13 protein-coding genes are annotated in these 15,151 nt (G+C 32.7%); 8 read left to right on the top strand and 5 right to left on the bottom strand.

The features are described from left to right. Window positions 1–3 precede the first annotated feature (3 nt). Window positions 4–1,380, bottom strand: coding sequence for a tRNA uridine-5-carboxymethylaminomethyl(34) synthesis GTPase MnmE (gene mnmE, locus DYE58_RS06860; protein ID WP_004819591.1), 1,377 nt, complete (start codon window positions 1,378–1,380; stop codon window positions 4–6). Window positions 1,381–1,689: 309 nt separating this feature from the next. On the opposite strand from mnmE, the gene DYE58_RS06855 reads away from it, so the two are divergent. Continuing rightward, a complete protein-coding gene (locus DYE58_RS06855; RefSeq protein ID WP_004819592.1) occupies window positions 1,690–2,304 on the top strand; it encodes a hypothetical protein in 615 nt (204 codons plus the stop codon). A gap of 524 nt (window positions 2,305–2,828) precedes the next feature. On the opposite strand, the gene DYE58_RS06845 is transcribed toward DYE58_RS06855, so the two are convergent. The 4 genes from DYE58_RS06845 to DYE58_RS06830 form a co-directional block, all read right to left on the bottom strand. Next, on the bottom strand, window positions 2,829–3,914 hold the full coding sequence (locus DYE58_RS06845) for a hypothetical protein (protein WP_115312128.1): 1,086 nt from the start codon (window positions 3,912–3,914) through the stop codon (window positions 2,829–2,831). A gap of 97 nt (window positions 3,915–4,011) precedes the next feature. Beyond that, a complete protein-coding gene (locus DYE58_RS06840) occupies window positions 4,012–4,641 on the bottom strand; it encodes a hypothetical protein (protein WP_115312127.1) in 630 nt (209 codons plus the stop codon). A 188-nt stretch (window positions 4,642–4,829) separates the two neighbouring features. Continuing rightward, the gene (locus tag DYE58_RS06835) at window positions 4,830–5,945 is read right to left on the bottom strand and encodes a toxic anion resistance protein (RefSeq protein WP_004819599.1); all 1,116 of its coding nucleotides are present in this window, start codon (window positions 5,943–5,945) and stop codon (window positions 4,830–4,832) included. A gap of 8 nt (window positions 5,946–5,953) precedes the next feature. Beyond that, complete coding sequence (locus DYE58_RS06830; RefSeq protein ID WP_004819600.1) at window positions 5,954–7,012, bottom strand: 5-bromo-4-chloroindolyl phosphate hydrolysis family protein; 1,059 nt, start codon at window positions 7,010–7,012, stop codon at window positions 5,954–5,956. Between the two features lie 165 nt (window positions 7,013–7,177). On the opposite strand from DYE58_RS06830, the gene DYE58_RS06825 reads away from it, so the two are divergent. The 7 genes from DYE58_RS06825 to DYE58_RS06795 all read left to right on the top strand — a co-directional run bounded on the left by DYE58_RS06825 (window position 7,178) and on the right by DYE58_RS06795 (window position 15,110). Further along, window positions 7,178–7,813, top strand: a complete 636-nt coding sequence (locus tag DYE58_RS06825; RefSeq protein WP_004819601.1) for a GntR family transcriptional regulator — start codon at window positions 7,178–7,180, stop codon at window positions 7,811–7,813. Window positions 7,814–7,939: 126 nt separating this feature from the next. Beyond that, window positions 7,940–8,404: a (2Fe-2S)-binding protein gene (locus DYE58_RS06820; RefSeq protein ID WP_004819602.1), complete on the top strand. Its 465-nt coding sequence runs from the start codon at window positions 7,940–7,942 to the stop codon at window positions 8,402–8,404. Beyond that, the gene (locus DYE58_RS06815; RefSeq protein WP_004819604.1) at window positions 8,401–9,240 is read left to right on the top strand and encodes an FAD binding domain-containing protein; all 840 of its coding nucleotides are present in this window, start codon (window positions 8,401–8,403) and stop codon (window positions 9,238–9,240) included. Before DYE58_RS06820 ends, DYE58_RS06815 begins: the two co-directional genes overlap by 4 nt. Then, window positions 9,237–11,492 carry a xanthine dehydrogenase family protein molybdopterin-binding subunit gene (locus DYE58_RS06810; RefSeq protein WP_004819605.1) on the top strand — a complete coding sequence of 752 codons (2,256 nt, stop codon included), beginning with the start codon at window positions 9,237–9,239 and terminating at the stop codon, window positions 11,490–11,492. Before DYE58_RS06815 ends, DYE58_RS06810 begins: the two co-directional genes overlap by 4 nt. A gap of 3 nt (window positions 11,493–11,495) precedes the next feature. Next, complete coding sequence (locus tag DYE58_RS06805; RefSeq protein WP_004819607.1) at window positions 11,496–12,998, top strand: HAL/PAL/TAL family ammonia-lyase; 1,503 nt, start codon at window positions 11,496–11,498, stop codon at window positions 12,996–12,998. Between the two features lie 4 nt (window positions 12,999–13,002). Beyond that, on the top strand, window positions 13,003–14,535 hold the full coding sequence (locus DYE58_RS06800; RefSeq protein ID WP_004819609.1) for a BCCT family transporter: 1,533 nt from the start codon (window positions 13,003–13,005) through the stop codon (window positions 14,533–14,535). A gap of 80 nt (window positions 14,536–14,615) precedes the next feature. Next, a complete protein-coding gene (locus DYE58_RS06795) occupies window positions 14,616–15,110 on the top strand; it encodes a SprT-like domain-containing protein (protein ID WP_004819610.1) in 495 nt (164 codons plus the stop codon). Window positions 15,111–15,151: the final 41 nt, after the last annotated feature.

Here is a 15,151-nt window from a genome sequence, read left to right as displayed (position 1 = left end):
TACCTACTTTCCAATACAGAATTCACTAAACACCACATCAAGCACGTCTTCTGTAGTAGTTTCTCCTGTAATATTGGATAGACTTGAAATTGCATCTTCCAAATCCACCTCTATTAAATCCATAAACACTTCGTTTTTTACACCCGTTAGAGCATCTTCCATAGACTTCTTGGCCGCCTTTAGAGACTCTATATGCCTTACGTTGTTTACATATATATCAGATGTTTCCTTTATCTCTCCATCAAAGAACATCTCAACAACCTTGTCTTCAAGCACCTTAGCTCCGTCTCTTTCAACGGATATCTCTATCGCTTCCCTGTCTCCTAAAAACTCTCTAAGCTCTTTATCAGAAACTTTTCTATCCAAGTCTATTTTATTCAATAAAATTATGTGCTTTTTATTATCAACTAACTTTAGTATTTCATAATCGTCACTTTCCAGCTCTCTTGATAAATCAAAAATTGTAATTATCAAATCACTTTCTTCAATGCTCTGCTTTGCACGATCAACACCTATCTTTTCAACTGCATCATCAGTTTCACGAATGCCCGCAGTATCAGTTATCTTTAAAAGCACTCCCTCTAAATTTACATAGTCTGTGATTATATCCCTTGTGGTTCCAGGAATGTCAGTAACTATCGCCCTTTCGTCCTTTAACATGGCATTTAGCAAAGATGACTTTCCAACATTTGGCTTACCTAAGATTACGGTATTTATGCCGTCTCTTATAAGACGTCCTCTGTTTGAATTTGCAAGCAACCCATCAATATCCCCTATCACATCGATTGCCTCTTCTTCAAGTCTTCTATAATTTGCCATATCAATTTCATCTTCCGGAAAATCAATATTTGCAACTATAAGAGCCGTCATTCTCATTATCTTTTCCTTCATCGACCTTATCGCACCGCTCAAGTTCCCCTCAAGTTGCTTAATGCTCATATCGTATGAAATTTCACTCTTAGAATTTATAACATCTATTACAGCCTCTGCTTGAGATAAGTCCAGTCTTCCGTTTAAGAAAGCTCTCTTAGTGAACTCCCCTCTATCGGCAAGCCTTGCTCCGGCAGATAACAATAAATTTAAAATTTTTCTCACAGAAACTATCCCACCGTGACAATATATTTCAACAATATCTTCACGAGTGTAGCTATGAGGGCCCTGCATCTTACATACTAAAACTTCATCTACAAGCTTTTCACTGTCGTAGATATGTCCGTACATCATAGTTCTGTTCTTGCTGTCTTCAATTGTCTTTTTAGAAATTGGTCTAAAAAATTTATCTGCTATTCTAATCGATTCATCCCCGCTCATTCTGACAATACCTATTCCGGCTTGCCCCGTAGCAGTTGAAATAGCAGCTATAGTATCTGTTAACATCATACACCCCCTGACTTTATATCATATAACAGAAGTAAATAGTTTACAATAAATTGATAACCATGCTTTTTCAATAATATTTTTAATTTAAATATTTTAAAACTTTCTACAATAATACATCTAATTTTGTATATTATGTCAATAGGGGATATTTGAGAATCTTTATAGTGTTTGTCTTCTTTTTAAGTTTATGATATCATTTGCTTGTGGCAATATATTATTTTTATATGCTATTTCATTATAAAAATAATATGTATTGTTTTATTATTTGTTTATTGTGAAAATGGGGAAAACGTATAAAAAATCATTTCAGTGTTATTAGTTGTTATTATTTTATTAAATAATGTTGATGTTAGCGCATTTTCGTTTAGTTCCGACCGTGCAGATTTTTACATAGTTGAACAAAATGATAATTATGAAAAAGTAATTTTAAAAGAGAAAAATGGAGATACTTATGTTGCTGAAACATATCTTAATGGAAGTACGTCAAAATATATTTTAAAAGATACGGACGGAAATATCATTGAAGAAATGCAATTTGATAGTTCTTCACATAATATCATTCCTAATGATGATACTTTTGAAGACTTATTAATAAAACCTTATTCTTGGAGTGAATGGAATTCTCCAACTATTACAAGAGGACATACATCTTTTCCTAGAGGTATTACTCTGTCTTCTGCGGTTACTATCATCGTTGGTGTCCTTGGTGGTGGTATAACATATTCTTTAGCTGCCGGAATGGCCGTCGCAGTTGTTAACGAAGGTTTGGGTGATTTATGGTATGTTCGAAAAAGAAGTTATAGACATGATTATTCTACTAATAGATATCAAGGTCGCGATATAATAGATTTTTATAGAGATAGTGCTTATAGAGACTATATACATACTGAAACTTCATATTGGTATGGAGATGCTATTAATTAATATGAGAAGAGTTACTTTTGTTGTAAATTTATTTATAATATCTTTAATATATCTTTTAATATGGCAAAATAGATTAAAGGCTATAATTGGAGTTGTTGTTCTATACTCTTTATTTAGTATATTTATAAACAGTAAATATACTAAAGAGGAAAAATATAAGCCTTATATATTACTTTTAATAATTCCAATTATTTTAATCAATATTTACCTCTCAAATAAATTAGTTCTTTATTTAATCTTATCTTATATTATCTCTTTACTTTTAATCGTATTTGATTATATAAAAAAGAATTTTTAAGAAAATAGAGAGCTTATTATTTAATATTTTTATTCTAGGATTTCAAACATTTGACGAAATCTCATTTCTTCTGTTATGCTGGTTTGCATAGGAAGCCTTCTTTCTGATATTTTGTTTTGTGATTAAACTTATATTACCAGATGGCTTCCTATTTTTTTATTGTTTTATCACATATTTATTATTACCTAACAAAAGAAACCTGTTATCTACAAGTTTCTTTCTAAATTTATTTGAAATTCGAATACTCAATACAACCATTTTCATGGTCAGGTCTAATTAAATCATATTCACCCGTTTTATCTAAACTAAAACCACTTTCCGAGACTATTCCATTGTCTTTTTCTGTAAACTTCTTTTCAATATATTCTATATTTCCGTTTTCTCTAATACAGTAAATAGCTCTTTGAGATATTATAAGTAATCTATTATTTTTTTCATTAATTTCATAAAAATAATTTGCACTGTCACCCAAAGGGATAGGCTCGATTTTATCTCCTACTTTTATATATGAACCTTGTTCTGACGGCTTTCCTTTTAAATACTCGTTATAAATTAACATGTCGTTGAATATAAAAAATGAATTTACCCTTTTTGACAAATCAATTTTTTCTTCCTTTTTACTTTTTGTGTCATATACAAAAGAACCTACAACATCCGCATTATTATCAACTAAGCTTTCATTTTTCAAATTCAAAACTTGAAAATATACTCTCTCATTTACAGCTGATACGCCGGAAAATACATTGCCCGATAATTTGTAAATACTTCCATCACCAGAGATGCTCTTTTCTTCTTTTATTTTTGTATAACTTAAATCGTCTTTGCTTATTAAACCGATTACATCAGTCATCTCATTATTTTCTAAGTAATTATAATTTACAGCTATGTACTCATCCATATCATAAGTTGCCACAGAATTTATTGAGTCAATTACCTGTGTATTTTCATTTCCTAAATCATCAACAGTATATATATTTAATACACTTCCTTCTGTATAAACAATAATATTCTTGTCTTTGTATTTGCCATAATAATCTATATACTGAGGTCTAACTTTCTTCACTACTATCTTTAAATTATTGTCTGTAAGCTTTAAAAAATATATTTCTTCATCATTTTTTGACTTACTTCCAAGAAAAGAACCATTTTGAAAATTCACTACTTCAAAATCACTTAAATTTCCAATTTTATCACTTATTGTATTAAGGTTTTCTTGCTTTATTTCCATGGCTTTTTGTTGTTTTGAACAACTAGCTAAAAATAATATTGCAATAACCAGCGATATAAATTTTAAAAGTTTCTTGTCTTTCATTTTCCCTCCTAAATATTTGGTAAAAGAAAACAAAGTGAATACTACGTGTTAAATTATATTAATTGATTTCATAATTTACGGTAATCTATTTAAATACTTAAATTTCTGACAAAAACGATTCAAAAATTTTAATTGCTTCTTCTTTAGATGGTATTCGGTCTACTATATAAATAACATCATTATATTGAAAATCTAATGTATATCCGCCTCTAACTTCTTCTGTCGGTCCTAAAATATGTGCTGAAACTCCTTTTACGCTGACAATTCCCTCATCAGTATAGTATCCACCATAAGTGTGCTCAAAATTTGCACTTCCTTCTCTTAAAAATTGCATAGTATAATATGTCACTGGTCTTCTACCTATCTGCTCTAGAATGTTATCATCTGTAAGTTCTTTTGAAGGATGAAAAACATCAATTCGTGTCATGTCTCTATTTGAATATGCAACTTTAGCACCTTCTGTTATATAAGAATGTAAAAATTTATAGTCTAATTTCTCTTCTACCTCTTCTAAAGAATTAAAGACATTTAATAATTGATTTTCTGAAAAATAAATTTCTCCTTCATTTCTACTGATTTCATTTACCCCTATAGCTTTTAAGTTTCTCTCAATATCAATAGTATTGGTTCTATATTTATCGCCCATTAATGTAAATCCGACTAATACAAGTCCTAGTGTAGAAGACAATAAAATTCCAAGCAAAACCTTTATCTTTTTGTCTTTCATAATTTTCCTCCTTAAAAAATATGTATTTTAATTGTCGATTTAGTTGATTACAACAGTATTATATAACTCAATCAGGTATATGTAAACATATCTAAATTTTTATAGTTGGTATGTCTTTAATCTTCCTCAAAACTAAAAATATCTATCGGAGCAATCCCAATAGATATTTTCTAAATTTGTATTTTTAATTAATTTATCTTACTGCCTTCCATAAGTGTCTTTTTAAGATTTCCCTCAATTTCTGCAAGAGCTTTTTCTGCCTCTGCTCTTCGCTGTCTTCCTTCTGCTTGTATTGCTTTGACATCATTTAAGGCTTCTATTAGCTTTTCGTTTGTGTACTTAATTGTATCTATGTCCACAATTCCTCTCTCTGTTGCTCTTTGTGTCTCAACTGTCGCCATTTTAATATTTTCGGCATTTTTTCTAAGCAACTGATTGGTGTAGTCTGTAACTTCTTTTTGAGCTCTCGCCGCATCTAGTGAGTGTCCTGCTGAAAGCGCAAGAACCATCTGATTCTTCCAAAGTGGTATTGTATTCACTATTGTGGATTGCAATTTCTCAAGCATGACTGTGTTTGAAGATTGTATCATTCTAATTTGCGGTGCCATTTGAAGGCTTACCATCTTTGTGAGTTCAAGGTCGTGAAGTTTCTTTTCAAACCTGTTTATCATGTTGATATGGTCTCTTACTAGTTGGGCATCTACCGGAGAATTTGATGTGTTTGCCTTGCTCTCTAATGCTTTTAATTCTACATTTTTAGCTTCTTCTAATTTTTTCTTTCCTGCAATTATATACATGGAAAGTTCTTTGTAGTAATCTGCATTTAATTTATACATCTCATCTAGGTTTGCAATGTCTCTCATCAAAGTTATTTGATGTCCTTCAAGTGCTTTTTTTACATCGTTTACATTGTGTTCTACATCTGTGAACTTGGTCTTAAATGCTGTGACTTTGTTGGCTCCTTTTTTGAAAATTTTAAAGAACCCCTTATCTTCTTCGTCTATTTCAAAACTCTTTAACTGATTTACTACATTTGATAAAAGTGTTCCAACTTCTTCTAAATCCTTTGTATATACTGATTCTAAAGTCTTTTCTGAAAAACTTGCTATTTTATTTTGCGCTCCGCTTCCATAGCTTAGGACTTGGTTTGAATTTGTGATGTCTATCTTTTTGGCAAATTCTTCTACTTTTTTTCGCTCTTCTTCTGTCAGCTTTATATCTACTTCTTCTGTATTTTCAACTATAACTTGTGTTTCTTGTTCTTTCTTCGGCTCATTCGGTTCGAGCGTCAATTCAAAATCCATATATCCTCCTATAATCTATCTAGTAATCCCTCTTGGTGCAACATGCTCTTTAAAACTGAAATGTCTGTCTTTATATCTATTACAGCCCCTTCGTACATATCTTCAAGCAGATTTCTAAATGCTTCATTTATTATCTTTATGGAGCTTTTAATGTCTTCTTTTAATTCTAAAATCTTTGGCGAATCCAATCCTGATTTTTGAATTAGTTCATACTCTCCTAACAATTTTAATACTGATGGTAGATAGTACTCCCTGAACCTTTCAAATTGCTCCAAATCTTGAGGCTTGGCCTTTGCATTTGAATATATCTTTTCAACTAAGAGCAATAGTTCTTTAACTTCAGACTTCATAGGCTCTTCAAGAGATTCATGGTAATTCAACATCTCTCCAAGATAGTTTCTCTCTATTGCCTTAGGCTCTTCTATTTTTTCTTCTTGCTTTACACTTCTTATAGGTATTCTTCTGTATTCTTCATAGGTCTTATTGTCGAGCATAACTGCCCCGTCAACAATCCTTGCCTCTTTAAAATAATCTTTTTGAATGTAGTATGATATGTCGTTCAAAACTGTTTCTTCATCTACATTTGCAAGTAGTGCAAGTTCTCTTATATTGCAAATTGCCCCGCTTCCAAAACCTCTTAGATATTTATTGTATCTTTGCATTACTTTGGAAATAAGTTTTTGCTTTCTCATTTCTCTTCTTGTAAAAAATCCTGCAACTAAGAACATAAGTCCTGCAAATATTGTTGTTATATCTAAAAAGTCAATAAATCCCTGAAATATTACTATAACTCCCGTAGCAATAGAAAAAATTGTAGCTATATTTAATAGTTTAACCATACTAGCTGAATTTTTTATCTCTCTTGGGTTTTGCTCGACTATTTTTTTATTCTTTGCCGGAACTATCGCTCTTTGAGGGACCTCCGCATTGTTTATCATATCCATAATTTCTCTTACGGAATTTCCAAAGCTATTCTTTAGTGTCTTTGCAATTTTACTTAGTTCATCAGAATTTAAAAAGAAATTATTTCTATTTTTGTTTTCTCCGTCATCGTATCTGTCGTTCATATTCCCTCCTTAAATTCTATTATACTAAAGTTGCAATTTAAGTAAAACTTTAATTGATTTATTTAATTTAAACTTAACCATTTCTTGACAATTATTACAAGACTTTGATTTTTAAAACTACTCTTAATTTAACACTTGGTTTATAATTAATTGAGGAGGTACGATTTGGAAATTAAAAAGATCAATCTAAAAGAACAAACTTATAATTTAATAAAAGATAGAATACTGAAAAGACAATATAGACTTGGTGAAAGTTTAAAAATTTCTAAATTAAGTGATGAACTCGGTATTAGCAACACTCCTATAAGAGAGGCTTTAAGTTATTTAGAATCTGAAGGACTTGTGGAATTTTCTGATGGCAAATACTCTGTTGTCAATCTCACTGTAAAAGATATAGTCCAACTTAATAATGCAGTTTTAGTAAATATTCTTGCAGCGCTGGATATAGTAATCGAAGAAAATCACACAGAAAAATTAATTGAATTTGAAAAACAATCTCTAAAAAAACAGAAGAAACTTCAAGATGAACAAGCCGATATAAACTTTAACTTTGTAAAGACTTTTGTAGATTTTAATAGAAATATAGTCTTGGCAGCTGATAATAAATTCTTGCTTAGAATTTTTGATAACTTGTTTTCAGTTCTAATCTTGGCAACTTCATATAATAAAAAAACATACAGAGATGTTCATTACAAATTACACATTGAAATATATAATGCTCTTGTTGAAAAAAACTATTCTAAGATGAAAGACTCTCTAAAAGAATTGTTTAATAAAGATGAATCATCTTTCGAGTTTTAAATCAAAAATAATATCAAATTAAAAATTTATTTTCTATGTTATCACGTTAAAACGTATTGACATAAATATTTTAGCTTGGTATTATTTTTATGTTAAAGTATGCACAGTGCATAATGAGGTGGTTATATGAATATTACATGTAATATAAATGGAGCGGAAGTTTCTGCAGATGTAAGTGAAAAAACTCGTCTTATTGATTTTTTAAGAGATGAACTACATCTTACCGGAACTAAAGAGGGTTGCTCTGAAGGTGAATGTGGTGCTTGCACTGTGATAGTGAACAAGAGAGCTGTAACTTCTTGTACAATGCTTGCCGCTCAAGTTGACGACTGTGAAGTTTTGACTATTGAAGGGCTAAAACAAAATGGCGAATTCGATATTCTTCAAGAAAAATTTGTAGAACACGGCGCAGTTCAATGCGGCTTCTGTTCTCCGGGATTTATAATGAGCGCTAAGGCTCTTATGATGAATAACTCAAACCCAACTATGGATAATATAAAAAGGGCAATAGAGGGCAATTTGTGCCGTTGTACAGGATATATAAAAATCATTGAGGCTATTGATGCTGCTGTTAAGGAGGTTTCTAAATGATATACTCTCCAAAAACTAAAGACGAATTAATTGAATTAATTAAAATAAAAGATAACAATACATATTTTATTGCCGGTGGTACCGATATCATAATCAAAATAAAAAATAAAAAACTCACTGATTATAACATAATTGATTTAACTAAAATGAGCGAGTTTGCAAAAATTGAAGAAAACGATTCTACTGTATCTATCGGCTCTATCGTCACTATGACAGAACTTACAGAGAGTGAACTTATCAAAAAATATTTCCATTCAGTATATCAAGCTGCTTACCATCTAGGTTCTGAACAAATTAGAAATTTAGCAACTGTCGGTGGAAATCTTGCCAATGCATCTCAATCAGCAGATGTATTGCTTGCGTTATATAGTTTAAATGCAAAAATTAAGATTTTAAATTCATTAGGTGAAGAAAAAATCATTCCTATCGAAGAATTGATACTTGGTAGGGAAAAGACATCTTTAGCTGATGACGAAGTAATTGAATCAATAATTTTAGAGAAAAAAGATAACCAAATTACAGGATTTTGTAAAATTGGCTCAAGAAAAGCTGTTACAATTTCCAAAATCAGCTGTGCTGTAAACTTAATTGTAAAAGACTCTGAAATTTCAAATCCAACTGTATATTTAGGAGCAGTTGGAGTAGTGCCTACAAGGGCAAAATTGATTGAAGAATACTTATCTTCTGTCTTAACTAGTGAAATTGACTTGAAAAAATTACAAGAACTTGCAAGCGAAGAAGTTGACTTGGCAATTCCAACAAGAGAGTCCAGACACTACAAGAGAGTTGCTATAAAGGGTCTAATGGATGATTTATTACAGGATTTAAAATTATGAATTATAAATTTATTGGAAAAAACATAAAAAAATTTGATACTACAAAGGCTGTAACTGGTGAACTTAAATACACTGGAGACTTTTATAACTCAGATATGCTCTATGGAAAACTACTTTTGAGTGAAAAACCTCATGCTACTTTCGAATTTGATTTTGAAGAAGCTTTAAAAGTTGATGGGATTTTTAAAATATTGACTGCTGAAGATTTACCAGATGTTCCCTATAATTCAATGGAGTGGTTTTCAGGTATAAATGCCACTAAAAACGAACGTCTTTTAAACTCCGAAGCCAAGTGTGTTGGAGATAGAATTGCTCTTGTGCTTGGCGATAACAAAGAATGTGTTGAAGAAGCTTTAAAACGAATAGTCGTAAATTATACAGAACTTCCAACAGTCCTTGGACTTAAACAAGCTCGTGAGAATAAAATTTGTGTTCACGGTGATTCAAACATTGCATACGAAAAGGAAATTGCGAGGGGAGACTACAACTCAATCAAAGATGAAGCCTATATGATTGTAGAAGACACCGGAACAACTCCTCGTACACACCATTTGGCAATAGAACCGCACATTGCTGAGGGTTATATGCAAGGTAATATCCTCACAGTTTCAAGCCCGAGCCAAGTTGTATATGCGATACAAATGCAACTTTCAAGAATACTTTCTCTGCCTGTTTCAAACATTAGAGTTATAAAATCCACAATGGGTGGGTCATTTGGCGGAAAGCAAATGCCTCTTTTAGAGCTAATTGCCGGAGCGGTGGCTTATAAATTTAATCGCCACGTTCAAATATATATGGATAGAGAGCAAGCCATAATAGGAACTTTTACTCGTAATTCAACTGAGATAAATGTAAAGACGGCAGTAGATAAATCAGGAAAAATCCTCGGAAGATTTGTGGACTTATCAGTTGATGGCGGAGCTTATGATACCAACAACACAAGTATTACAAATGCCTTTGCAAAAAAAATCTTCAGACTTTACGACATACCAAACCAAAATTTCCATGGTGTTGCATATTATACAAATGCTATCCCCGGTGGAGCTTGCAGAGCTTATGGTGGGCCACAAGCTCACGCTATAACAGAGATAAATATGACAAACACTGCCGAAAAACTTGGAATGGACCCTTGTGAATTTAGAATTAAAAATTTACTTGCTCCTCATTCAGAAGATGGAGTAGGGGGACCTAATATCGGGAATGCAGGAATAAAACAGTGTATAGAAGTTGGCATGGAAAAATTTGACTGGTATGAAAAATATAAAAATATCCACTCAAAGAATACCGACAGGTATGCCTATGGCGTTGGAATGGCTTGTGCAACTCATGGAAACGGATATGTTGGAGCCTTTCCTGATTTTACAAATGTAGAATTGGTACTTAACTTTGATGGTAGTGTACTAGCCAAAATAGCAATTCACGAGCAAGGTTGTGGAACTATCACTTCACTTACTCAAATGTTAGCCGAAGCACTTGATATACCAATTGAAAAAATACACATGCCAGAAGCCGATACTTTCTTTACTCCTTATGATTCAGCCGGAACACAAGCCAGCAGAGTTACATTTGTAAATGGTGGGGCACTAAAGAAAGCCGGAGAAGCATTAAGATCTAAACTCATCGAAACTGTTAGCAAAATTGAAAATATTGAAATAGATAGAATTTATTCAGACCTTGGAAAAATTAAGGTCAAAGATTCAGACATAGAATATACCTATGCCGAACTTGCAATTCTAAGAGAAAAGATGTACGCCGACCAAACATCTGTATATGTACACCATGCACCTGATAAAAATCCAGCTGCTTTTGCCGCTGCATTTGTTGAAGTCAAAGTGGACAAATATACAGGCCTTGTCGAAATAGAAGATATTCTTGCAGTACACGATATTGGAAAGGCTGTAAATCCTGAACTAGTGGCAGGACAAATACACGGAGGATGTCAATTTATACTTGGTATGGCTCTTAATGAAGAAGTAGTCGTAGATAAAAATGGATACGTTCCAAGCAGAACACTATCTAAATATCACATACTTAACTCTCAAGACATGCCTAAAGTCAGAATTGAACTCATCGAAACAGAAGATGAATTTTCTCCTTATGGAATCAAGAGTGTTGGGGAAGTTTCCGCTGTAGCTCCAGGTCCTGCAACTATAAATGCAATAAATAATGCTCTTGGAACTAACATTACCAACTATCCGGCAAATCCGGAAAGAATTATAAAAGCTTTAGAACTTAAAGCGAAAGGGGTGTAATAAATGGGAAAATTTGTGTTAACGGGAGAGCCTCTAAGTTTAAAAGAGCTATACGATATTTCCTTCAACAATGTTGAATTGGAAATATCTCCCGAAGCGCAAGAAAGAGTCAAAGAAGCCAGAAGTATTTTATTTGAAATGGCTGCTGAAGGAAAGCCGGTTTACGGCTTAAATCGTGGGGTAGGTTGGAATAAAGATAAGGAATTTGATGAAGATTTTTTTGAAACATATAACAGAAATCTTCTAAACAGCCACTGTCTTGGAGTTCCACCTTACCACACAGATGAACAGGTTAGACTTATCTTGCTAATAAGACTACATAAAGCACTTCAAGGGCATACCGGTATGTCTCTTGAAATCGTAAACATGTATAAGGATTTCTTAAATTATGGTATATATCCGAGAATTCCTATGCGTTCGTCAATTGGAGAGGCAGATATAACCACTCTATCTCACATTGGGCTTGCCTTTATAGGAGAGAGTGATGTTTCATACAACGGAGAAATTATAAATTCAAAAGAAGCTATGGATAAAGTTGGTATGAAGCCTGCAAAACTCGGCCCTAAAGACGGTCTAAGTATAGTTTCTTCAAATGCTCAAGGTGAAGCTATGGCAGCTATAATCATAAAAGAAGTTGAAGACATAGTTAAGATGTCAAACATCATCTATTGTTTGAGTTTAGAAGGCTTAAACGGAGTTGTTGAATCGCTTAGAGAAGATGTAAATGAACTTAGAAATATACCAGGTCAAGTTAAAGTTGCAAGAGAATGTAGAGAATATTTAAAAGGCAGTTATTTAAACGAGCCACATCCTGACCGTGCACTTCAGGACCCTCTAAGTTTTAGAGGAGCACATTCAATAAACGGTACAGTACTAGATGCCCTTGACTTTGTAAAAATGCACCTATACAACACTGTAAACTCAGCAGACGACAACCCTTGCGTTTTAATAGACAAGAGAACTTCTTTTGTAAGTGCAAACTTTGAAGTCACAACTGTTGCAATAGGAGTTGAAATGGTCGCAACATCTTTGGCACATTTGTCTAAGACATCTTGCTATAGAATGATTAAACTTGCAGACCCTGCGTTTACAAAATTGACAAGATTTTTAACTCCAAAGGAAATAGATGTTATCGCCTTTGGTACAATTCAAAAAACTTATACAATGCTTGATACTCAAAACAGAGGCCTTGCAAATCCATCCTCAATGGATTTCTACTCACTAGCAGGAACCATTGAAGATCATGCTTCTAATTTGCCACTTGCTTGCTATAAAATCTTACAAATGTTAGACAACATCAAGTACATACTTGGAATTGAAGCAATGCACGCAGCACAGGCAATAGACTTAAGGGGAGATATTAAACTCGGAGAAGGCACAAAGCTCGCTTACCAAGCAATTAGAAAAGTGTTGCCTTTCTATGAAAAAGATAGAAACTTAAGTAAAGATATAGAAACAATATATCAATTTATAAAATCTAAAAAATTATTGGAAATTATGAGGTGAAATTATGAAAAATAGAATGAGATGGCCAGTGTTCATTCCGGCATTTTTATTCGTACTATTAGTTGCAATAATAGGCGTTGTAAGTAACCAAACACTTAGTGATGTTTCAAATAAATTCTTTGTTTGGTCTCTTGAATCATTTGGTTGGCTTTACCAACTACTTTGTATGACTGTACTCATCGTTACATTTGTAATTATGTTCTCTAAAATTGGAAATGTTCGAATTGGTGGAATAGATGCAAAACCTAAATACTCTTTTGCTACTTACTTTGCAATGACTCTTACAGGTGGAGTTGCAACAGGTATAGTAACTTGGGGTGTAAACGAACCTATTATATATCTTGGTAATGTTTGGGGAGAACTTGACGCACTTGGAATCGCTGCTAACAGTCCAGAAGCCGTTAGATTTGCAATTGCAAGAAGTTTCTACAACTGGACATTTGTACCATATGCAATCTATGCTTTGGCAGGTGTTATCGTAGCTTACGTTTACTTCAATAAAAAAGAACAATTAAACGTAACAGCAACACTTACTCCACTATTTGGAGATAAAATAAAAGGTGGTATCTTTGCAAACATAATAGACACACTTTCAATGCTTGCAATTTCAATAGGTCTTTGTTCAGCTCTTACAATGTGTATAACATTGGTTACCACAGGACTAAAAGCATCTTACGGATTTGAAACTAACACTACACTTTTCGTTGCACTAGGTATTTTCATAGTAGCTATGTTCACACTTTCATCATACGTTGGACTTGATAAAGGTCTAAAAAAATTAGCCGATATAAATGCTTATTTCTACTATGGTGTTTTAATATTACTACTAGTTACAGGACCTACGCTATTCATTCTTAGAAACACAAGTGCAGGTATGGCTGAATGGCTACATAACTTCTGGTTATGGGGACTTGACCCTATAGATATAGGTGGAGCACCTTTGGTTCGTTCTTGGACACTTTTTGACTTTGCATTCTGGGTTGGATATGCTCCTGTTACAGGTATATTCTTAGGGCAAATTTCTTATGGAAGAACAATAAGAGAATGTTTAATAGTAAACCTTATCTTACCATCAGTATTCGGTATTATTTGGTTTGGAGTATGGGGAAACACAGCTATCAATATGCAACTTACAGGTCAAGCTGACCTTATAGGTATTATTCAAAATTCAAATGCTGTAATGGGTCTATTTGAATTTATGAAACATCTACCATTTGCAGCTATATTAGTTCCAGTAAACTTATTTATCATCTTAATTTCTTTCATAACATCTGCAGATGCGACAGCAAACAACATCGCTTCTATGTGTATTAAAGACATTCCTATAGGCTCAGAAGCTCCTGGAACACTAAAGGTACTTTGGGGGGCTACAATAGGTGTTATCGCCATAGTAATGGCAGCATTTGGCGGAGGAGAGCAAGGAGTTGCCGGAGTAAAAGCTCTTGCCGCAGCAGGTGGATTTGTAGTACTGTTTATATTCATACTTCAAGTTGTATCTGCTATCAAAATGTTCTTTATAGATAAAATTGAAGAATAAATTATTGTTAGAAGTTAGCTAATCAACAGCTGGCTTCTTTTTTTGATATAATACATAAATAATGAATAAAGAGGTAATTTATGTACATTACTCAAAAAATTGCAGATAAAACTCTATTAAAAGTAAAATCTGAAATCGAGCAACTCGGCATACAAGTTGGCAAGATTAAACCAAGTGTAAAGTTGACATCAAATAAGACAACTCTTGGCACTTGTAATAAACTAAACAATTCTGATTTTGATTTTGAAATTAGAATTACAAAGTATATTGCAAATGAACAAGCTCTTAAAAATACCATTGCTCATGAAATTTTACACTCTGTAAAAGGTTGTTTTAACCATCAAAAAAAATGGAAAGCTATGGCTGAAAAAGTAAATTCAAAATATGGATACAATATCACAAGGCTTGGAGATATTTCTGAAGCCAATGTCAAACCTAAATACATCGTCGTATGTAAAAACTGTGGTCTTGAATACAAATATTTTAAAAAAGGAAAAGTTATAAAATATTTAGAGGCCAACTCTAAAAATATCAAATGCGGCAAGTGCCGTGGTGAATTAGAACTTAAAAAATAATTTCAAATCCCTAGACGTTGACAGCTTTTAAATTAAAACTA

The organism is Peptoniphilus indolicus (assembly GCF_900454665.1).
GTDB classification, from domain to species: Bacteria; Bacillota; Clostridia; order Tissierellales; family Peptoniphilaceae; genus Peptoniphilus; species Peptoniphilus indolicus.
Note: the sequence above shows the minus strand (reverse complement) of the source record. Positions and strands in the feature narration are given on the sequence as shown.